Raw genomic sequence first — 19,834 nt, 5'->3', positions numbered from 1 at the left:
ATTATGAACATCCAACGCCGCGCATTCGCCATCAGCGCAGCCGCCAGCGCCGCGCTTGCCGCAGCCGCCCTGGCCGCCAGTGCCGCCGCGATGGCCCAGACCGGGGCCTTCAAGATCGGCGTATCAATGAAAACCTTGTCGGCGCCGTACTTCGCCGCGCAAATGGAAGCGGCCAAGGCGCGCGGCAAAGAGTTGGGCTACGAAGTGCTGGCCACCGATGCCCAGGGCAAGCTGCAAAAACAAATCTCCGACGTGGAAGACCTGGTCACCCGGGGCGTCAAGCTGTTGATCATCAACCCGGCCGACTCCGAAGGCTTGGTCAATGCCGTCAACAACGCCAGCGCCAACGGCGTCAAGGTGGTCGTCATCGACAGCACGCTGAACCCCCGGGCCAACTTCGTCACGCAAGTGCAGTCCTCCAACAGCATCAATGGCGCCTTGGTGGGCCACTGGGTCATCGAGGAAGTGGGCAACAAGTCGCTGAAGATTGCGCTGCTGTCGGGCGAAAAGGGCAACCCCGTGGGCCAGGAGCGTCGCCTGGGTGTGCTCAGCGGAATCATCGAAGCGCAGTTGCGCAAGTTCGGCAAGGCCGATCTGACCGTGGTCGGTCAGGGCTGGGGCCACTGGAATGACGAAGGCGGCCTCAAGGCGATGGAAGATTTGCTGGTGGCCAACAAGGACATCAACATGGTCTTGGGCGAAAACGACAGCATGGTGCTGGGCGCGCGCCGCGCCATCGAAAGCGCTGGCCGCACCGGCATTTTGCTGGTCGCCGCAGCCGACGCGCAGAAAGAAGCCCTGGCCTTGATCAAGCAAGGCAAGTATGGCGTCACCGGTCTGAATGACCCGGCCCTGGTGGCACGCACGGCGATCGACCTGGGTGTGAAAGTGGTCAAGGGTGAAGTCAAGGATGTGCCCAAGCAAACCCTGACCACCCCGGCGGCCATCACCAAGGGCAATGTGGACAAGTTCTACAACCCCAAGGCAGTGTTCTGAGCAACCGACGGACTGGCGCTGGCGGACCCGCCCCGGACGACCCCGCAAGAGACCATCAGGAGAATCCGCTTGGCTGCGCTCACTGGAATACCTGCGCCTTCGGCTGCGGTGCGCGCGCCTTCGGGCGGCCGGGCGGCGCTCACTGGAGGACCTTCGCCTTCGGCTGCGGTGCGAGCGCCTTCGGGCGGCCGGGCTGCGCTCATGGCCCTGCACGGCATTCACAAGAGATTTGGCGGCATCCATGCGCTGCGGGGTGTGGACTTTTCCGTCGAGGCCGGTCAAGTGCATGCCTTGGTGGGCGAAAACGGCGCGGGCAAGTCGACCATGATGAAAATCATCGCCGGCAACTACCCGCCGGACGCCGGCACCATGCGGATGGGCGATGAGGCCATCTGCCTGGCCACACCGCAAGACGCAATCCGGCGCGGCATTGCGCTGATCCACCAGGAAACCGCGCTGGCCCCCGATCTGTCGGTGGCCGAAAACGTATTCTTGTGCCAGTTGCCCTGGTTCCTGCGCCGGGCCGACATCCACCGGCGTGCCGCACGGTTGATCGAAGGACTGGGCTTTCACATCGCCCCCGGCCAGCCCGTAGCGCAGTTGTCCGCAGCCCAGCGCCAGGTGGTGGAAATTGCCAAGGCGCTGAGCCTGAACGCCAAGCTGCTGGTGCTCGATGAGCCGACCGCCTTGCTCTCCCCTGCGGATGCCAGGCGCCTGCTCGACATCGTTCGCGGCTTGCAAAAACGCGGTGTCGGCGTGGTCTACATCTCGCACCGTCTCGATGAGGTGTTCGACATTGCCGACCGCATCACGGTGCTCAAGGACGGACAGACGGCAGGCACGGTCAAACCGTCCGACGTGAACATCGACGGACTGATCAAACTCATGGTGGGTCGCCCGCTGGCCGCCATGTTCCCGCCCCGTCGAGGAGAGCACCGGGTCACACTGGGCGCGGTCAAATTGCGCGTGACCGGCATGACACGGCCGGGGCACACGCAGGGCGCGTCTTTCGAGGTGCGTGCCGGCGAGGTGCTCGGCATTGGCGGGCTGATCGGCTCCGGCAGAACCGAACTGGTGCGCCTGATCTTCGGCGCCGATGCGCGCGCCAGCGGCCGCGTGGAGATCGACGGTATCGACGTCACCCCGCAAAACACCCGGCAAGCCGTGGCCGCCGGCATCGGACTGGTGCCCGAAGACCGCAAAACACAGGGCGTGATTTTGAGCATGTCGATCCAGATCAACTCCACGCTGGCCAATCTGCGTGCCGTGAGCCACCGCCTGGGCCTGATCAAACGCCGGCATGAACGCGCTACCGTCTCGGCGTTGTGCGCCAGGCTCGGCGTCAAAGCCCGCAGCATCGACGCCGATGTGTCCTCCTTGTCCGGGGGCAACCAACAAAAGGTGGTGCTGGCAAAGTGGTTCCATGCCCAGGGCCAGGTCCTCATCTTCGACGAGCCGACGCGGGGCGTCGACGTGGGCGCCAAGGCCGAGATTTACACCCTGGTCAACGCCCTGGCCGCCGAGGGCAAGGCGATCGTGCTGGTTTCCTGCGATCACCAGGAACTCATCGGCATGTGCGACCGCATCATGGTGATGGGCGACGGCCGTATCCGTGGCTACCTGGCGCCCGCGCAGTACAGCGAAGAAAACATCGTTGCCATGTCGTTGGGCCTGATGCCGCCAGGCCAGGCACCCGGCAGCGCAGGAGCGTAGCGCATGGACCCGACCTGCACCGGCACATCGGCCACGGCCACCGTCGACACCCGGCAGGGCATGGCCGCCCGCACCGGCCGGCGCCTGCGGGAATACGCCACGCTGTTCATCCTGGCCGGCTTGGTGCTGGCCGCGTCGATGGTGTCCGCAGATTTCTTCACCGCGCCCAACCTGTCGAACATCTCGCGCCAGATTGCCGGCTTCGGCATCATGTCGATGGGCATGCTGCTGGTGGTTCTGACCGGCGGCATCGACCTGTCGATAGGCTCGGTGGCGGCATTTTCCAGTGTCGTGACCGCCATGCTGATACCCGGGCATGGTCTGGGCATGGGCCTGATGGCCGGTCTGGGCACCGGACTGGCCTGCGGCTTGATCAACGGCCTGCTGATTGCCAACTACCGCCTCAGCCCGTTTGTCGTCACCCTGGCGATGATGACCGTGGCCCGGGGCCTGGCACTGATGGTCTCCCATGGCGCCCCGATTCTGGTGGATGAGACCGGCGCCCTGCTGCTGGACTTTGGCCGCGCGACGCTGCTGCATATTCCGCTGCCTACGGCGCTGATGCTGCTTGTGTTTTGCGCGGGCGCCCTGTTCCTGGGCTGGACACGCCCTGGCCGGATCGTGCGCGCAGTCGGCTCCAACGAAGAGGCGGTGCGGCTGTCCGGCGTGCCGGTCGGCCGCCATGTGCTGCTGACCTATCTGGTCTCTGGCGCCCTGGCCTCGGTGGCCGGCATCATTTCGACGGCGCGTGCGGGGGTGGGAGCACCCACCGTGGGTGTGGGCGACGAACTGACCGTGATTGCTGCCGTGGTGATTGGCGGCGCCAGCCTGGCCGGTGGCCGTGGCAACGTGCTCAACACCTTGGTCGGCGTGGTGATCCTGGGGGTGATTGCCAACATCATGAACCTGGCCAGCGTACCGGGCTACCACCAGCAGGTGGTGATGGGCGTCATCATTTTGGCGGCCATCCTCGTGCAACGCGGCACCGTCGCCACGCGGCGTTAGAAGCGGGATCCGGCGATGCGCCCCGAACTGACCCTGGCCATCGATGTCGGCACCGGCAGCGCCCGGGCGGCACTGATGAACGCCGATGGCGCCATCGTCGCCGTCGCGGCGCGTGAACTGACGCAGACAGTGCGCCAATTCGGCTGGTCCGAACAACAGCCGCTGGCCTGGTGGAGCGGTGTCGTGGCATCGGTTCACGACCTGCTGGCGCAGGTGCCGGATGCCAGGGGCCGCATCGCCATGGTGCTGGCCTGCGGGCAGATGCACGGCACGGTGCTGCTCGATGCCGCTGGCGCACTGACCCGCGACACCGCGCCGCTCTGGAATGACAAGCGCACCAGCGCCCATGTCGCCGCCTATGAGGCAGCACATGCAGACAGCGACTTTTTGCCCCGCACCGCGAACCCGGCCACACCGGCCTGGCCGGCGTTCAAACTGCAGTGGCTGCGCGACAACGACGCGCAAGCCTACCAATCGGCCTGGAAAATGCTGGTCCCCAAGGACTTCATCAACTTCAAGCTCACGGGCGTGGCGGCCATCGACCGCACCGAGGCCGCCTGCAGCTTCTTGATGGACCCGGCAACGGGCCACTGGTCTGCGCAAACCTGTGACGAGATGGGGCTGGACATCGGCAAACTGCCCCCGATCCGCCAGCCGCTGGACATTCTGGGCGCGGTCACGCAAGCGGCCGCCGCAGAGACCGGGCTGGCAGCCGGCACCCCGGTGCTGGTCGGCGCCAGCGACTTTGCCACGGCCTTGCTCGGCTCGGGCGTGTGCCAGCCCGGCATGGGCTCGGAGATGATTGGCTCGTCGTGCATCGTGACACTGGTCGCGCGCCAACCCACGCTGCACGGCCAGGTCTGCAACCTCGGCACGGTGGAAGGCCACTGGGGTGCTTTCATGCTGCTGGAATCGGGCGGCGACGCGATGCGCTGGGCGCGCCGCGCCCTGCACGGCTCGCGCCTCGGTTACGCCGAACTGGTCGCGCACGCCGCCACTGCGGCCGCAGGCAGCCAAGGGCTGTTCTTTGTGCCGTATCTGACGGGCCAACGCCTGGGACGGCACCGCAACGCCCGGGCGCAGTTCTTTGGCCTGGGCGCAGCGCATGGATCGGCCGACATGGATCGCGCGGTGTTGGAAGGTGTGGCCTTCGCGGTGCAGCGCCACATCACGCAACTGCAAACCGCGCAGGGCCGCACGTTGGAGCGCCTGGTGGCCTCCGGCGGCGGCGCGCGCACCGCGCTGTGGCTGCGCATCAAGGCCAGCGTCTACGGCTTGCCGATCGCCGTGCCGCGCGAGGCCGAGTGCGGTCTGGTAGGCTGTGCAGCGATGGCGCAAACCGCGCTCGGGCGTTTTTCTTCGGTGCAAGACGCGGCGCAAGCCCTTGTGAAATACCAGGCCGACATGCTGCCGGACCCCCGCTGGCAAGACATTTACCGCCGCATGCAACCGGTCTTCGAGAAACTCCTGGTGCATGCGCAGGCCATGTACGACGATCTGGATACCCTGACACCATGAGCACAGCAGCCGTTTTGTTTGATCTGGATGGAACACTGGCCGTCAGTGAAGAAACCCACCAACGGGCCATCGATGATGTGCTGCGCGCACTTGGAATCGAAAAGCCTGCGGGTTTCGACCAGCAGGTGATGGGCCTGACCATGCGCGCCACGTTCGAGGCCCTGCGGCAGCAAACCACGCTGGCCCTGAGCTACACGCAACTGTCGGCCGCGAAACACCAGGCCTTTCTGGCCCGTATCGACGAACTGCACTGGCGCGCAGGCGCGCGCGAAGCCATGCAGGCGGCGCAGGACAGCGGCCACCAGATCGCGGTAGTCACCAACTCCGACCGGATCGTGCTCGATGCCAGCCTGCGCGCCCTGGGCATCAGCCGACCCGACCTGATCACCGTGTCACGCAACGACGTGCGCGAGGGCAAGCCCGAGCCCGAACCCTATCTGCGCGCCGCCTGGTTGCTGAGGCGGCACGCCGAGCACTGCGTGGTGGTGGAAGACAGCCACGCCGGGGCCAGCGCGGGCCTGCGTGCCGGCATGCGCGTCATTGGCTGGCCGCATGCGGCCACGGGCCGCATGCAGTTTCCCGAAGGGGTTTGCCGCGCCGACAGCCATGCGCTGTGGCCGGCACTCAAAAGCCAGCTCGATCAAGTGTAAAGACCAGGACTTGCGATGATTCTCGACCGATTCAAACTCCATGGAAAAACCGCCGTGGTCACCGGCGCAGCACAAGGCATAGGCCAGGCCTGCGCGCAGGCCCTGGCCGAGGCCGGTGCCAGCGTGGTGCTGACCGACATGCAAGCAGAGCCCCTCGGCGCCGCCACCCGGCTCTTGCGCGCGCAAGGCCACCCTGTGGACCAGCAACTGCTCGACGTGAGCGATGCCGGGCAAGTCGAGGCCGCCCACGCCGCCATCATCGAGCGCCACGGCACGGTCGACATCCTGGTCAACAACGCCGGCATTGCCATCTCCAACCATCCGGCCGAGACCATGTCCGACGAGGTCTGGAACAAAGTGATCGATGTCAACCTGAACGGCACCTTCCGGTGCTGCCGTGCGTTCGGCGCTGCGATGCTCCGGCAAGGCCGCGGCAGCATCGTGAACATCGGCTCGATGTCGGGCTTCATCGTGAACCGCCCGCAGGAGCAGGCCAATTACAACGCCTCCAAAGCTGCGGTGCACCACCTGACACGCTCACTGGCCGCCGAGTGGGGGGCACGCGGCGTGCGCGTGAATGCGGTCGCGCCCACTTACATTCAAACGCAGATGAACCGCTACGCCAGCGACGACCCGCAATTGCTGCGCCACTGGATAGGCGGCACGCCGATGAACCGCATGGGCCGCCCGGACGAAGTGGCCGCCGTGGTGCTGTTTCTGGCCAGCGATGCCTCCAGCCTGATGACCGGCGCTATCGTGCTGGCCGATGGCGGCTACGTCTGTTGGTAGGGCCGCCGGCCGGCCATGTCCTCCGAACGGTCGCCGGCCGTGAACGGGATCGCCGCCACCGGCTGCCGATGCGGGTTGCAGCCGCGATCACGGCCGCGCCTCATGGTGCCGCAGCGTCCGGCTCTGCGGCCGAAGACAGTGCTTCCAGCGTGACGCCCTTGGTCTCGATTCCGAGCAGCCACACCGCGAATGCGGCCACCCCGAACGACATTGCGCCCAGCGTGAAGACGCCGCCTTGGCCGAATGTCGGCAGTACGACGCCGACCGCGTAGGGGCCGATCAGCGAGCCGACCCGGCCCACCGCCGACGCAAGGCCGGAGCCGGTGGCGCGCACGCCGGTGCCGTACAACTCCGGCGTGTAGGTGTACAGCACCGCCCACATGCCGAACAGGAAAAACTGCATCGCCAGGCCGGTGCCGATCAGCAACCCGATGCTGCCGCCGTACAGCGCGCTCTGGCCATACGCATAGGCCATCACGGCGCCGCCAATCAGCGCCGCGATACAGGTGGGCTTGCGCCCCCAGCTTTCGACGAGCCATGCCGCGCACAGGAAACCCGGCACGCCGCCGAGCGAGATCAGCACGGTGTAGAGCACCGATTGCGTGAGGGCAAAGCCGGCCTGTTGCAGCAAGGCGCCGAGCCACGATGTCAGACCGTAGAAGCCGAGCAGGGCAAAGAACCACAGCAGCCAGACCATCGTCGTGCGGCGCCGATACACGCCACTGCAGATCTCGCGCAGTGCATCTTGCCGGCGCGCCGGCATGGCGCCGACCAGCGCCGATGGGGGCGGCAGCGTCGTGACGCCCGCCGAGTGCATGACCTTGGCCTCGATGCGCTGCATCACCGCGTCCGCCTGCGCAAGCCGACCGGCGTGTTCGAGCCAGCGCGGCGACTCCGGCACGAAGCGCCGCACGGCCAGCACGAACACCGCCGGAATCGCGAGCAACGCGAACACCGTGCGCCAGCCAAATTGCGGCAACACGAAGTAGGCAAAAATCCCTGCGGTGATGAAGCCGAGCGGCCAAAAACCGTCCATCAGCGCAATCAGGCGGCCGCGTTTTGCGGTGGGAACGAACTCGGACAGCAAGGTCTGCGCGATCGGAAACTCCATGCCCATGCCGATGCCGAGCAGCACGCGGTAGGCGATCAGCGCATCGACGCTTTGCGCGGTCGAGCAAAGATACGAGGCTGCGCCCCACAGCACCATGCTCCATTGGAACACCGGCCGGCGTCCGAACCGGTCGGCAAGCAGGCCCGCAGCCGCCGCGCCAAGCGCCATTCCGAAGAAGCTCGCGCTGGCAACGAGGCCGGTCGCCGCATTCGACAAGCCGAACTCTGCTTTGATCGACCCCAGCACGAAGGTCATCATGCCCAGGTCCACCGAGTCGAAGAAAAACGCGATCGCGATGATGAAGAAAATCAGCTTGTGGTACCCGGAAAACGGCAGGCGTTCGAGCCGGGCGGCGGCGCTGACGCGCGTGGGGGAGACAGGGGCGGTCGACACGGGCGTCCTCTGACGAAAAGAAGGTCTCCAGGCACCGTGCCGGGAGGACTGATGGCCGGATGGCCCGATGACAACCGATTACAGATGATCGGGGTGTGCGGCGGTCGCTGCGGGCCAAGATGAGCCGTGCAACTATTGCGCCAAAGGCTAGTGTCGCGTCACCGGTCAGATGTCGCAGGCTGCGCGCAGCCATCGGAGCGCAGCGCAAGGCGCATCGCGCAGCCAATACCGAGCGTATTGGCAAGCGATGCAACGCCGCGATGCGCTTCGACGGCCAGCGCAGACCGACAGATGACCGGTGACGCGACACTAGCTGTGCCCGCGCAATGTCCGCAGCAGGCTGTCCAGATGCGCGCGTGCGCTTTGTGCGTCGCCGGCGCGCATTTGCTCGCAGGTGCGCTGCGCCACGTCCGGGGCGACGGGTTTGAGCGCCCGGCCGCTGGCCATGGCCTTGAGCTGCACTTGGGCGGCGCGCTCCAGGTAATACAGGTCGTCCCAGGCTTGGGCAATGTCGGGGCCGGTGACCATCACGCCGTGGTTCTTCAGGAACAGCACATCCGCCGTTCCCAGTGCTGCGGCGATGCGGTCGCCTTCGGCCGCATCGAGCGCCAGGCCGTTGTAGTCCTCGTCGACCGCAATACGGCCATAGAACTTCAATGCGGTTTGCCCGGCCCAGAGCAGTGGCGCGCCTTCCAGCATGCTCAGCGCCGTGGCGTGCGGCATGTGGGTATGGAAGGCGGCACGCAGCGCAGGGCGCGCCCGGTGCAGCCTGGCATGGATGAAAAAGGCCGTGGCTTCGGGCTGTCCCTGTCCGGCCAGGACATGGCCGTCGAGGTCGCAGATCAGCAGCCGCTCGGCCGTGATTTCGCTGAATGCGTAGCCGTAGGGGTTGACCAGAAACAGGTCGTCGCGCCCGGGCAGCAGCGCCGAGAAGTGGTTGCAGATGCCCTCGTCGAAGCCGTGGCGCGCGGCGGCCTGAAAGCAGGCGGCCAGCTCGATTCTGGTCTGCGCCACGGCGTCGCTGTCCAGGTTCGATGCCGATGGTTCCGGGCGGGGGGCTGATCGGCCCGATCCGGCCAAAGCGTGCAGGGTGTGCGCCATGTGTTGCTCCTTGTTCCTCGTGCTTGACGGTCATGAACGGTTGCGGGGGCTCGCGCAGATTGTGCACTGTGCCAGGGCGGCCCGATCTGCGCGATCGATACGATCTACACCGGCTTGCCCGGCTCGCGTTCATCCATGCGCCCGGCCAGCCACGCACCCCCGCCCACGGCGGCCCCGATCACCCAAAAGAGGCCGCCGACGCCGATCACCGTGCCCGCCGAGCCAAACAGCATGGGCATGAACACGCTGGAGGCGTTGATGACCATCAGGCGCAGGCCCAGCGCCTCGCCATGGCGGTGCGCCGGCGTGATCTGGTGCAGCAGGCTCATCACCATCGGCTGCACCGAGCCCAGCGCAAAGCCCAGCAGCACCGAGCACAGCCCCATGCCCAGCGCGGTGCCCAGCAGGGGGTAGACGGCAAACAGCAGCGCCGTGACCAGCATCGCGCCGGCCACCACCACCCGCTCGCGCAAGCGCTCGGCCACCAGCAGCATCAGCAGCCGGATCACGGCGGCGGCAATCGCAAAGGCCCCGAGGATGCTGCCGATGACCGATGCCGACATGCCCCGCTCATGCCCGAGCAGCGGCACCGCGAAGGTGTGCACGTCCCAGCAGGAGGCCAGTATCCAGTTGACCAGCAGCAGGCGGCGAAACGGCAGCTCGTTCATCAGGTCCCAGGCGCGCTGCGGCGGGCCTGCGGCGGCAATCACCGGCGGCAGTTCCACCGCGTTGCGCACCCAGAACCAGGTGAGCAGCGGCAGCACGGCCATCAGCGCGAAGGCGGCGCGGAAGCCATCGATGCCGGCGCTGCCGGCGTGGTCTATCAACTGTCCGGCCAGGAAGGGGCCGACGAAGTTGGACACCGCCGGCCCGATGGCCAGCCAACTGAAGACCTGCTTGAGCTGCGTCGCGTCATGGGCGGCGGTGCGGCCCACATGGCGCTGCAATGCAATGATGGCGGCTCCGGTGGCGCCGCCGGTCATCAGCGCCGCCAGGCACAGCACCGCAAAGATCGGCCACAGCAGCGCCAGCCAGGCCCCCAGGCAGGCCACCACCACGGCATAGCCGATCGGGCGCTTGAGGCCATGGCGGTCGACATAGCGCCCTGCGGGCAGCGCCAGGACCACCTGCATGAGCGCGAACAGCGCCAGCAGCAGCCCCACCGCCGCCGCGCTGTGGCCCTGGCGCAGCGCCAGCAGCGGGGCGGCCATGCGCATCCCCGTCATGCATGCGTGCACGCAGATCTGGCCGGCGATCAACCGGGCCAGCGCCCGGTTCACGGCAGTTCGTCCTCGGGCACGGGCAGGGCTGCCGTGGCCAGCGCCAGGTCGGCGCCGGGTGCGGGCAGGTCCTGCACGGCGCGCAGCCGGCGCTGTATCGCGCGCGTGCGCACGCCCACCTCGTCAAACTTCTTGGCGGCGGTGTCTATCGATTTCTTCGTGGCCTCGACCGCCTCGCCAAATTTGGCGAACTCGGTTTTCACGCTGCCCAGCAGGCTCCACACTTCGGACGAGCGCTTTTCGATCGCCAGCGTCCTGAAGCCCATTTGCAGGCTGTTGAGCATGGCCGCCAGGTTGGCCGGGCCGGTGATCATCACGCGGCATTCGTTTTGCACGGCTTCGACCAGGCCGGGGCGGCGCATCACCTCGGCAAACAGGCTTTCGGTGGGCAGGTAGAGCACGGCAAAGTCCGTGGTGTGGGGCGGCGAGACATATTTGGCGAAGATTTTCCTGGCTTCGAGCCGGACCGAGGTCTCGAAGGCGTTGCCGGCCGAGGCGATGGCGGCCTTGTCGGCAGCGTCCTGCGCATCCAGCAGGCGCTGGTATTGCTCCACCGGGTACTTGGCATCGATCGGCAGCCACACCGGGTGTTCGTCGCTCTTGCCTGGCAGGCGGATGGCGAACTCCACCAGTTCGTCGCTGCCCGGCACGGTCTTGACGTTGCGGGCGAATTGCTCGGGCGTGAGCACGTTCTCGATGATGGCGCCCAACTGCATCTCGCCCCAGGTGCCGCGCGACTTGACGTTGGTCATCACGCGCTTCAAGTCGCCCACGCTGCCCGCCAGGGTCTGCATTTCGCCCAGGCCTTTGTGCACCTGTTCCAGCCGTTCGCTGACGAGCTTGAAGGATTCGCCCAGGCGCTGCTCCAGCGTGGCGTGGAGCTTTTCGTCCACCGTGCGGCGCATGGCTTCGAGCTTGCTGGCGTTGTCGGCCTGTATCGCGGCCAGGCGCTCGTTGAGCGTATTGCGCAACTGCTCGGCGTTGTGCCCGCTGCCTTGCACCAGGCCGGCGAGTTGCTGCGAGACGGCGTCCTGCAACACCGAGAACTGGTTGGTGATCTGCAAGCCGTTGGCCTCCAACTGATTCTTCAGCGCATTCGCCATGCTGCCCAATTGGGCCTGGACATCGCCCTTGAGCGAGTCGAGCGTCTGGCGCGTGCCGGCAGTCAGGGCCTCGAAGCGCTCCTGGATGCGTTGCTCGAACAGCGCCGCGCTCTCGCCCATGGCCTGGCGCGATTCGCCGCTCTGTTTCACCAGCGCGGCGGTGGTGGTGGTCAGTTCGGTGCGAAAGCCGGTGAGCGTGTCCGACAGTTCCTTGCGTGCCGTGGCCGAATCCGCCTGGCCCTGGGCCAGATGCGCCAGCAGCGCCTTGTTGCTTTCTTCCAGCCGGCCCGCCACGGCTTGTTGCTGGCCATCGAAGCGTTGCTCCAGCGTGGCGCCCAGCGCCATCTGCCGCTGCCCCAGGCTGGCCTCGAACGTGCCGAAGGCGGCGAGCAGTTCGGTCCGGCCGCTGCGCGATTCGGCCACGGCCTGCGCCAGACGCTCATCCACGACCTGGCGCAGGCCCTCCAGCGTCTGCTGCGTGGCCTGGGTCAAGCCGTCCAGTTGCCGCGCCAGCGCGTCGATCGTGCCATCGTTCTTGACCACCGCCAGATGCGTGGCCAACGCCCTGCCGTCCAGCGCCGACGCGATCTGCTCCAGTTTGTTCGTGAACACCAGTTGCGTGGCCAGCGCCTTGTCGTCCAGCGCTTGCAGGCCCGCCTGCCATTGGGCAAGCAGCAGACGGCGCAGCAGCAGCCACACCACGAGCAGCAGCAACGCCAGGGCCAGCGCGGCCAGCACGATGAGCATGTCAGTCGTCAAGGGTTACTCCGTTTGCCATCGGTTTTGCCGCCACAGGGGAAATGAAACCACGCGCCTGCGGGCCGTTTCATTCCAGGCCCTGGCTCGAGCGCGCGGCTGCGGCCCGGGCCTGCGGCGTATTCACCGGGGTGAGCGGGCCGCGCCCGTCGAAGAAGGCGATCAGGTTGTCGGCAGCCAGGCGCGCCATGGCCCGGCGCGTGGGCACGGTGGAACTGGCGATGTGGGGCGTGAGCACCACGTTGGGCAGCGTGAGCAGGTCCGGGTGCACCCGGGGTTCGCCCTCGAACACATCCAGGCCCGCCGCTGCGATGCGCCGCTCGCGCAGCGCCGCCGCCAGCGCCGCGTCATCGACGATGCCGCCGCGCGCAATATTGACCAGCGTGGCCGTGGGCTTCATCAGCGCCAGTTCGGCCGCAGCAATCAGGTGCCGCGCTTCGGGCGTGTATGGCAGCACCAGCACCACATGGTCGGCCGTGCGCAGCAGCTCTTGCTTGCCCAGGTAGCGGGCCTTGCATCGCGCCTCCAACTCGGGCGCCAGGCGTGAGCGGTTGTGATAGAGCACCTGCATGCCAAAGCCATGCGCGCCACGCCGGGCAATGCCCTGGCCGATGCGGCCCATGCCGATGATGCCCAGCGTGCTGCCGTGGATGTCGGCGCCGGCAAACAGGTCGTAGCGCCATTCGGTCCATCGGCCGGCGCGCAGGTAATGCTCGCTCTCGGTGATGCGGCGGGCGGTGGCCATCAGCAACGCAAAGCCGAAGTCGGCCGTGGTCTCGGTCAGCACGTCGGGCGCGTTCGTGCCCTGCACGCCTGCGGCGCTCATCGCCTCGACATCGAAGTTGTTGTAGCCCACGGCCATGTTGGCCACGACCCTCAGCCGCGGCGCGGCGGCCATCAGCGCCGCGTCGATGCGCTGGCTGCCGGTGGTGAAGGCGCCGTCCTTGTCGGCCAGCCTGGCAGCCAGTTCGGCCGGGTTCCAGAGGATGTCATCGGGGTTGTCTTCGACCTCGAAGTGCTGGCGCAGCAGGTCGACGATGTCGGGAAAGATCGCGCGCGCGACCAGGATGCGGGGCTTGTTGCTCATGGCAAGGAATCTCCTGTCAACGGAACCAGATGAAAGTCATGGCGATGAACAGCGGCACCAAAATGGCGCCCGCCCACAGCATGTAAGCAAAAAACCCGGGCATTTTCACACCCCGGTCCTCGGCGATGGCCTTGACCATCAGATTCGGCGCATTGCCGATGTAGGAGTTGGCCCCCATGAACACCGCGCCGGCCGAGATCGCCGCCAGCGTCGGCGCCAGCCGGGTCATCAGCACCGCAGGGTCGCCGCCGGCGATGTTGAAAAAGACCAAATAGGTGGGCGCGTTGTCCAGAAACGAACTGAGCAGGCCCGAGGCCCAGAAGTACATGGCCGGATCGGGCTGGCCATCGGGGCGCGTGACGGCCGCGACGATGGCGCCAAACGGGCCGTCGATGCCGGCCCTGAGCATCGCGATCACCGGGATGATGGTCAGGAAGATGCCCGCGAACAGCTTGGCCACCTCCTGCATCGGCGCCCAGCCGAAGCGGTTGTCCGCATGCACCTGCGCGGGGGTGATGCGCAGCGACAGCAGCGTCACCAGGACCAGGCCCAGATCGCGCACCAGGCCGGGCAGACCGACCTGCGCGCCGGCAATGTGCCAGGACAGCGGCGACTTCCAGATGCCGCTGAGCAGCACCAGCGCCACCACCAGGCCCAGCAGCGCAAAGTTGGCCTTGCCGTCAAAGCCGATGGCCCGGTCGTCCGGCGTGGGGTCGGCCGGCAGCAGTTCTTCACGGCGGTGGTAGAACCATGTGTCGAGCGCGAAGAAGATGAGCAGCAGCGCGCCCACCAGGAACAGCGTCTCGGGCAGGATATGCCGCGCCGTCCAGAAGAAATCGATGCCATTGAGAAAGCCCAGGAACAGCGGCGGATCGCCCAGCGGTGTCAGCGACCCCCCGGCGTTGGAGACGATGAAGATGAAGAACACCACCACATGCGCGACATGCTTGCGGTTGTCGTTGGCGCGCAGCAGCGGGCGGATCATCAGCATCGACGCGCCCGTGGTGCCCATGAAACTGGCCAGCACCGCCCCGATGGCCAAAATGGCCGTGTTCAGCCCCGGGCTGCCATGCAGATTGCCCCGGACGTAGATGCCCCCCGCCACGGTGAACAGCGCGGTCAGCAAAAGCACGAACGGGATGTACTCGGCCAGGGCCGCGTGCACCAGACTCGTGCCCGCCGCCGCAGGCCCGAAGCAGAGCGCAAAAGGCAGCAAAAACGCCAGCGCCCAAGCCGCAGCCACTTTGCCGAAATGGTGGTGCCAGAAGATCGGCGCGAACAACGGCAGCAGCGCAATCGACAGCAAAATGCCGGCAAAGGGCAGGCCCCACAGCAAGGACAGCGTGGCGCCGTCGATATCGGCCGCCCGGCCCATGCCCGGCAGCAGCGCAAGAAAAACGGCAACCAGCGGGCCGCGCGGGAGGGTCATGGTTTCCTGGTCTCCATCAGAGGGGTGCAAAGGGGTGCAAAAGGGTGCAGAGGGCGCAGCCATCGCCGGGTCGGCAACGGCGCACTCCGCCGGGCCACCCATTGACACATGCAGCGCGCACTGGAGCACCTGCGCCTCCGGCTGCGGTATGAGCGCCTTCGGGCGGCCGGGCGGCGCGCACTGGGGTGCCTTCGCCTTCGGCTGCGGTATGAGCGCCTTCGGGCGGCCGGGCGGCGCTCATGCCTGCGCCGGGATGTCAAACACCTGGCGCAGATAGGCCAGGTACTTCTCGTCGTCGCACATGCCCTTGCCCGGCGAGTCGGCCAGTTTGGCCACCGGCTGCCCGTTGCAGCGCGTCATCTTGATGACCACTTGCAGCGGCTCATGCGCAGGCGGGCTGCCCAGGTCGTTGGTCAGGTGGGTGCCGATGCCGAAGGCCAACTGGCAGCGGCCCCGGAACTGCCGGTACAACTCGATGGTGCGCGTCACCGTCAGCGCATCGCTGAAGATCAGCGTCTTGCTCTGCGGGTCCACGCGCAGCTTGCGGTAATGGGCCAGCAGGCGCTCGCCCCAGGCAAACGGGTCGCCGCTGTCCTGGCGCGCGCCATCGAAGAGCTTGCAGAAGTACAGGTCGAAGTCGCGCAGGAACGCACTCATGCCGTACACATCGGACAGCGCGATGCCCAGGTCCCCCCGGTATTCCCTGGCCCATATCTCGAAGCCGAACACCTGGCTGTCGCGCAACCGCGGGCCCAGGGCCTGGCAGGCTTGCAGATACTCATGCGCCATCGTGCCCAGCGGCGTCACGCCCAGTTTCATCGCATACAGCACATTGCTGGTGCCGGCAAACTGCCCCGGGCCAGCGGGCGCTTCGGCACACTGGTCGCCCGTGCCCAGGCGGGCCACCAGCACGCGCAAGACCTCCTCATGCCAGGCGCGGCTAAAGCGCCGGCGCGTGCCGTAATCGGCGATCTTCAACTCCTCCAGGCCCTCGGCCTGCAACAGCGCGATCTTGGCATCGAGCCGTCTGCGCCCTTCGGGAAAATCGGGCACCTTTTGCGTGTTGCGAAAGTACACCTCGTTGACGATGGCCAGCACCGGAATCTCGAACAAGATGGTGTGCAGCCACGGCCCGCGAATGCAGATATCGATCTCGCCGCCAGGCCGGGGGGCGACGCTGATGTATTTCTCGTTGAGCCTGAACAGACCGAGGAAATCGACGAAATCGCTCTTGATGAAGCGCATCGAGCGCAGGTAGTCGAGCTCGGCGTCCTGAAACTGCAGGCTGCACAGCGACCGGATCTCGCCCCGGATCTCGGCAACGTATGGCGCCAGTTGCACGCCCGGGTTGCGGCACTTGAAGCGGTATTCGACCTGCGCGCCCGGAAACTGGTGCAGCACCACCTGCATCATGGTGAACTTGTACAGATCGGTGTCGAGCAAGCTGGTGATGATCATGGGCAGGGCGGCCCCTCGGGGAGCAAGAGCGCAGACCGGACGACGAAGCGGCACAGTGTAGGGCATCATCGAGGGGGCCGATCGGCGGCCCATCCGGCGCAGGCGCTTCAGCCCGGCATCACCAGGGCCTGCAGCACAGCGCGCAAAGCCGGCGGCAGCGGCACCGGCCGGCGGCTTGCGCGATCGACATACACATGGATGAAATGGCCTGCCGCCGCCGTGAGCGGCGCGCCCTGCGCGAACAGGCCCAACTCGTAGCAGACGCTGGAGCCGCCCAGGCGCGCCACGCGGATGCCCGCCTCCACGGTCTGCGGAAAGGCCAGCGGGGCAAAATAATTGCACCGGGTTTCGACGACCAGACCAATGGTCTGGCCGGCATGGATGTCGAGCACACCCTGCTCGATCAAGTGCGCATTCACCGCCGTATCGAACCAGCCGTAGTACACGACATTGTTCACATGGCCGTACATGTCGTTGTCCGCCCAGCGGGTGGCGATGCAGCGAAACACGCGGTAGGCGCTGCGCGCCTGGGGGGCCGGACGGGCCGCTGCGGGGACGCAGGCGCAAGAGGTGCTGGCGGGCGAGGTCATGGCCGCAGATTTTGCCAGCCGCCTTTTCGGGGTCGGGAAATACCCCATGGCAGCCCGGCGGGCCGAGGGCCATTCTCTATGGCTGGCACATATCATGCTCGGAGCCGTTTGTCCCGTCGTCCCCCGTTCGCCTGCGTCGCGCATCCCGTTCCTGTCCCGTTTTTCGTCATCCCACACCCCGGAGTTCCATGTGCAGCATGCCGCCCCCGCCTCGTCCCTGAAACAACCCCTGGCCGCCTGCGCCGCGCTGGCCGCGCTGGCCGCCCTGGCACTGGCCGCGCCGGCCGCGCTGGCGCAGGAAAAGACGCTGCGCATCGCGATGACCGCAGCCGACATTCCGCGCACCCTCGGCCAGCCCGACCAAGGCTTCGAGGGCAACCGCTTCACCGGCATCCCGATCTACGACTCGCTCACGCAGTGGGATTTGTCGCAAGCCGATGCCCCCAGCGTGCTGATTCCCGGCCTGGCCACCTCGTGGGCCGTCGACGCGAAAGACAAGACCCGGTGGGTCTTCACACTGCGCCCCGGCGTCAAGTTCCACGACGGCTCGGCCTTCGACGCCGACGCAGTGGTGTGGAACGTGCAAAAGGTGCTCGACAAGAACGCGCCGCAGTTCGACGCCAGCCAGGTCGGCGTGACCACATCGCGCATCCCCACGCTGCGCAGCGCGCGCAAAATCGACGACCTCACGGTCGAACTCGGCACCAGCGAGCCTGACGCCTTCCTGCCGATCAACCTGACGAACCTGTTCATGGCCTCGCCCGCGCAGTGGCGCAAGAAGTTCGACGCCGCAGCCGGTGCAACGCCGGCCGACAAGGCCAAAGCCGCCTGGACCGCCTTTGCCGCCGACCCTGCCGGCACGGGTCCGTTCAAGGTCACGCGCTTCGTGGCGCGCGAGCGGCTGGAGTTGGCCGCCAGCAAAACCTATTGGGATGCCAGGCGCGTGCCGAAGATCGGCAAGGTGGTGCTGCTGCCGATGCCCGAAGCCAACGCGCGCACCGCTGCGCTGCTGGGCGGGCAGGTCGACTGGATCGAGGCGCCGGCGCCCGACGCCAGCGCGCAAATCACGCAGCGCGGCTTCAAGATCTACGCGAACGCGCAGCCGCATGTCTGGCCGTGGCAGTTGTCGTTCATCGCAGGCTCGCCCTGGCTCGACAAGCGTGTGCGCCAGGCTGCCAACCTGTGCATCGACCGCAGCGGCATGAAGCAGTTGCTCGGCGGCATGATGGCCGAGCCCAAGGGCACGGTGTCGCCGGGCCATCCGTGGTTCGGCAAGCCCGGCTTCGACATCCGGTACGACCCGAAGGCCGGGCAGGCGCTGATGGAGCAGGCCGGCCATTCGGCCGCCAAGCCGCTCAAGGTGAAGGTGCAGATATCGGCCTCGGGATCGGGCCAGATGCAGCCGCTGCCGATGAACGAGTTCGCGCAGCAGTCGCTCAAGCAGTGCTTTTTCGACGTGCAGTTCGACGTCATCGAATGGAACACGCTCTCGACCAACTGGCGCAAGGGCGCCAAGGATGCGTCAGCCAACGGCGCCAGCGCGGTCAACGTCAGTTTCTCGGCGATGGACCCGTTCTTTGCGATGGCACGCTTCGTCAGCACCAAGGCTTTCCCGCCGCTGTCGAACAACTGGGGCTATTACGGCAACGCCGAGGTCGACCAGTTGGTGGCCGATGCGCGCACCAGTTTCGACGACAAGGCGCGCGATGCCGCGCTGGCCAGGCTGCACACACATATCGTGGACGACGCGCCCTTCGTCTGGATCGCGCACGATGTGGGTCCGCGCGCGCTATCGCCCAAGATCAAGAACGTGGTGCAGCCCAGGAGTTGGTTCATCGACATCGCAACGATGACCATGGACTGAGCACCCGGGCCTGCACCACGACAGCCCCGAGGCCACATGCTCGCCTACTGCCTGCGCCGCGTGATCTACGCCGTGCCGACCATGCTCGGCGTGGCCCTGGTGTGCTTCGTGCTCATGCACATCGCGCCCGGCGACCCGCTGGTGGCCATCTTGCCGCCCGACGCCTCGGCGGAGTTGCAGGCGCAGTTGCGCGAGCTCTACGGCCTGAACCGCTCGCTGCCCGAGCAGTTCGCGATGTGGGTCTGGCGCGCACTGCACGGCGACCTGGGCGTGTCCATCGCCAGCAACCGGGCCGTGGCCGGCGAGGTGCTCCGCGCCGTGGGCAACACGCTGCGGATCGCGCTGGTGGCCGCCTTCATCGGCTTCGCGTTCGGCTGCCTGTTCGGCTTGCTGGCCGGCTACTTTCGCGGCACATGGATCGACCGCCTGGCATCGATATGCTCGGTGCTCGGCGTCAGCGTGCCGCACTACTGGCTCGGCATGGTCATGGTGATCCTGTTCTCGTCGCAGCTGATGTGGCTGCCGGCCACCGGCGCAGGCCCGAGCGGCTCGAACGACTGGGCCTGGGACTGGGCGCACCTGCAATTCCTGCTGCTGCCGGCGCTCACGATGTCGGTGATTCCGATGGGCATCATCGCGCGCACCGTGCGTGCGCTGGTGGCCGACATTCTGGAGCAGGAATTCATCGTCGGCTTGCGCGCCAAGGGGCTTACGCACACCGGTGTGCTGCGCCACATGGTAAAGAACGCGGCGCCCACGGCGCTGGCGGTGCTCGGCCTGCAACTGGGTTACCTGCTGGGCGGCTCGATCCTGATCGAGACGGTGTTCTCGTGGCCAGGCGCCGGCTTGTTGCTCAACAGCGCCATCTTCCAGCGCGACCTGCCGCTGCTGCAAGGAACGATCCTGGTGCTGGCGCTGTTCTTCGTCGTGCTCAATCTGTTGGTCGATGTGCTGCAAACGCTGCTCGACCCGCGCATCGCGCGTTCCTGAA

At 66.8% G+C, this 19,834-nt stretch carries 18 protein-coding genes; 8 read left to right on the top strand and 10 right to left on the bottom strand.

Translation table 11 applies throughout. The features are described 5' to 3' along the window. Positions 1–3 precede the first annotated feature (3 nt). A complete protein-coding gene (locus VEIS_RS10170) occupies positions 4–996 on the top strand; it encodes a sugar ABC transporter substrate-binding protein (RefSeq protein WP_011809835.1) in 993 nt (330 codons plus the stop codon). On the opposite strand, the gene VEIS_RS30455 is transcribed toward VEIS_RS10170, so the two are convergent. Then, complete coding sequence (locus VEIS_RS30455; protein ID WP_232287893.1) at positions 972–1,199, bottom strand: hypothetical protein; 228 nt, start codon at positions 1,197–1,199, stop codon at positions 972–974. The genes VEIS_RS10170 and VEIS_RS30455 overlap by 25 nt on opposite strands. On the opposite strand from VEIS_RS30455, the gene VEIS_RS10165 reads away from it, so the two are divergent. The 5 genes from VEIS_RS10165 to VEIS_RS10145 are packed head-to-tail and all read left to right on the top strand — an operon-like array spanning position 1,198 to position 6,671. Next, positions 1,198–2,709 (top strand): sugar ABC transporter ATP-binding protein, encoded by a 1,512-nt coding sequence (locus VEIS_RS10165; protein WP_011809834.1) that lies wholly within the window; start codon positions 1,198–1,200, stop codon positions 2,707–2,709. The genes VEIS_RS30455 and VEIS_RS10165 overlap by 2 nt on opposite strands. A gap of 3 nt (positions 2,710–2,712) precedes the next feature. Next, on the top strand, positions 2,713–3,714 hold the full coding sequence (locus VEIS_RS10160; protein ID WP_011809833.1) for an ABC transporter permease: 1,002 nt from the start codon (positions 2,713–2,715) through the stop codon (positions 3,712–3,714). A gap of 15 nt (positions 3,715–3,729) precedes the next feature. Further along, complete coding sequence (locus VEIS_RS10155; RefSeq protein WP_011809832.1) at positions 3,730–5,232, top strand: xylulokinase; 1,503 nt, start codon at positions 3,730–3,732, stop codon at positions 5,230–5,232. Beyond that, a complete protein-coding gene (locus VEIS_RS10150) occupies positions 5,229–5,882 on the top strand; it encodes an HAD family hydrolase (RefSeq protein ID WP_011809831.1) in 654 nt (217 codons plus the stop codon). Before VEIS_RS10155 ends, VEIS_RS10150 begins: the two co-directional genes overlap by 4 nt. Positions 5,883–5,897: 15 nt before the next feature. Continuing rightward, positions 5,898–6,671, top strand: coding sequence for an SDR family NAD(P)-dependent oxidoreductase (locus tag VEIS_RS10145; RefSeq protein ID WP_011809830.1), 774 nt, complete (start codon positions 5,898–5,900; stop codon positions 6,669–6,671). 100 nt (positions 6,672–6,771) lie between these two features. On the opposite strand, the gene VEIS_RS10140 is transcribed toward VEIS_RS10145, so the two are convergent. From VEIS_RS10140 to VEIS_RS10105, 9 genes are all read right to left on the bottom strand, one after another. Beyond that, entirely contained in the window at positions 6,772–8,175 is a 1,404-nt protein-coding gene (locus VEIS_RS10140; protein WP_011809829.1) for an MFS transporter, read from the bottom strand. 309 nt (positions 8,176–8,484) lie between these two features. Continuing rightward, positions 8,485–9,276: an aldolase gene (locus VEIS_RS10135; protein WP_011809828.1), complete on the bottom strand. Its 792-nt coding sequence runs from the start codon at positions 9,274–9,276 to the stop codon at positions 8,485–8,487. Between the two features lie 104 nt (positions 9,277–9,380). Continuing rightward, positions 9,381–10,556, bottom strand: a complete 1,176-nt coding sequence (locus VEIS_RS10130) for an MFS transporter (protein WP_041949951.1) — start codon at positions 10,554–10,556, stop codon at positions 9,381–9,383. Next, positions 10,553–12,418, bottom strand: coding sequence for a DNA recombination protein RmuC (gene rmuC, locus VEIS_RS10125; protein WP_011809826.1), 1,866 nt, complete (start codon positions 12,416–12,418; stop codon positions 10,553–10,555). Before rmuC ends, VEIS_RS10130 begins: the two co-directional genes overlap by 4 nt. 67 nt (positions 12,419–12,485) lie before the next feature. Further along, positions 12,486–13,502 carry a 2-hydroxyacid dehydrogenase gene (locus VEIS_RS10120; RefSeq protein ID WP_011809825.1) on the bottom strand — a complete coding sequence of 339 codons (1,017 nt, stop codon included), beginning with the start codon at positions 13,500–13,502 and terminating at the stop codon, positions 12,486–12,488. 16 nt (positions 13,503–13,518) lie between these two features. Continuing rightward, complete coding sequence (locus tag VEIS_RS10115) at positions 13,519–14,931, bottom strand: sodium:proton antiporter (protein WP_011809824.1); 1,413 nt, start codon at positions 14,929–14,931, stop codon at positions 13,519–13,521. A gap of 16 nt (positions 14,932–14,947) precedes the next feature. Further along, positions 14,948–15,172, bottom strand: a complete 225-nt coding sequence (locus tag VEIS_RS28555; protein ID WP_157048463.1) for a hypothetical protein — start codon at positions 15,170–15,172, stop codon at positions 14,948–14,950. After that, entirely contained in the window at positions 15,169–16,389 is a 1,221-nt protein-coding gene (pncB, locus tag VEIS_RS10110) for a nicotinate phosphoribosyltransferase (protein WP_011809823.1), read from the bottom strand. Before pncB ends, VEIS_RS28555 begins: the two co-directional genes overlap by 4 nt. A 107-nt stretch (positions 16,390–16,496) precedes the next feature. Further along, a complete protein-coding gene (locus tag VEIS_RS10105) occupies positions 16,497–16,979 on the bottom strand; it encodes an acyl-CoA thioesterase (RefSeq protein ID WP_011809822.1) in 483 nt (160 codons plus the stop codon). A 190-nt stretch (positions 16,980–17,169) separates the two neighbouring features. Here VEIS_RS10105 and VEIS_RS10100 point away from each other — a divergent pair, with 190 nt between their 5' ends. Then, a complete protein-coding gene (locus VEIS_RS10100; RefSeq protein WP_041949950.1) occupies positions 17,170–18,843 on the top strand; it encodes an ABC transporter substrate-binding protein in 1,674 nt (557 codons plus the stop codon). Between the two features lie 36 nt (positions 18,844–18,879). After that, positions 18,880–19,833, top strand: coding sequence for an ABC transporter permease (locus VEIS_RS10095; RefSeq protein WP_011809820.1), 954 nt, complete (start codon positions 18,880–18,882; stop codon positions 19,831–19,833). The last annotated feature ends 1 nt before the right edge of the window (position 19,834 follow it).

It is taken from the genome of Verminephrobacter eiseniae EF01-2, from assembly GCF_000015565.1.
Lineage (GTDB): Bacteria > Pseudomonadota > Gammaproteobacteria > Burkholderiales > Burkholderiaceae_C > Acidovorax > Acidovorax eiseniae.
Note: the sequence above shows the minus strand (reverse complement) of the source record. Positions and strands in the feature narration are given on the sequence as shown.

Coding starts and splice junctions, on each gene's coding strand:
- VEIS_RS10170 (WP_011809835.1), top strand. CDS start 4: ATGAACATCCAACGCCGCGCATTCGCCATCAGCGCAGCCGCCAGCGCC.
- VEIS_RS10165 (WP_011809834.1), top strand. CDS start 1,198: ATGGCCCTGCACGGCATTCACAAGAGATTTGGCGGCATCCATGCGCTG.
- VEIS_RS30455 (WP_232287893.1), bottom strand. CDS start 1,199: ATGAGCGCAGCCCGGCCGCCCGAAGGCGCTCGCACCGCAGCCGAAGGC.
- VEIS_RS10160 (WP_011809833.1), top strand. CDS start 2,713: ATGGACCCGACCTGCACCGGCACATCGGCCACGGCCACCGTCGACACC.
- VEIS_RS10155 (WP_011809832.1), top strand. CDS start 3,730: ATGCGCCCCGAACTGACCCTGGCCATCGATGTCGGCACCGGCAGCGCC.
- VEIS_RS10150 (WP_011809831.1), top strand. CDS start 5,229: ATGAGCACAGCAGCCGTTTTGTTTGATCTGGATGGAACACTGGCCGTC.
- VEIS_RS10145 (WP_011809830.1), top strand. CDS start 5,898: ATGATTCTCGACCGATTCAAACTCCATGGAAAAACCGCCGTGGTCACC.
- VEIS_RS10135 (WP_011809828.1), bottom strand. CDS start 9,276: ATGGCGCACACCCTGCACGCTTTGGCCGGATCGGGCCGATCAGCCCCC.
- VEIS_RS10120 (WP_011809825.1), bottom strand. CDS start 13,502: ATGAGCAACAAGCCCCGCATCCTGGTCGCGCGCGCGATCTTTCCCGAC.
- VEIS_RS10115 (WP_011809824.1), bottom strand. CDS start 14,931: ATGACCCTCCCGCGCGGCCCGCTGGTTGCCGTTTTTCTTGCGCTGCTG.
- VEIS_RS28555 (WP_157048463.1), bottom strand. CDS start 15,172: ATGAGCGCCGCCCGGCCGCCCGAAGGCGCTCATACCGCAGCCGAAGGC.
- pncB (WP_011809823.1), bottom strand. CDS start 16,389: ATGATCATCACCAGCTTGCTCGACACCGATCTGTACAAGTTCACCATG.
- VEIS_RS10105 (WP_011809822.1), bottom strand. CDS start 16,979: ATGACCTCGCCCGCCAGCACCTCTTGCGCCTGCGTCCCCGCAGCGGCC.
- VEIS_RS10095 (WP_011809820.1), top strand. CDS start 18,880: ATGCTCGCCTACTGCCTGCGCCGCGTGATCTACGCCGTGCCGACCATG.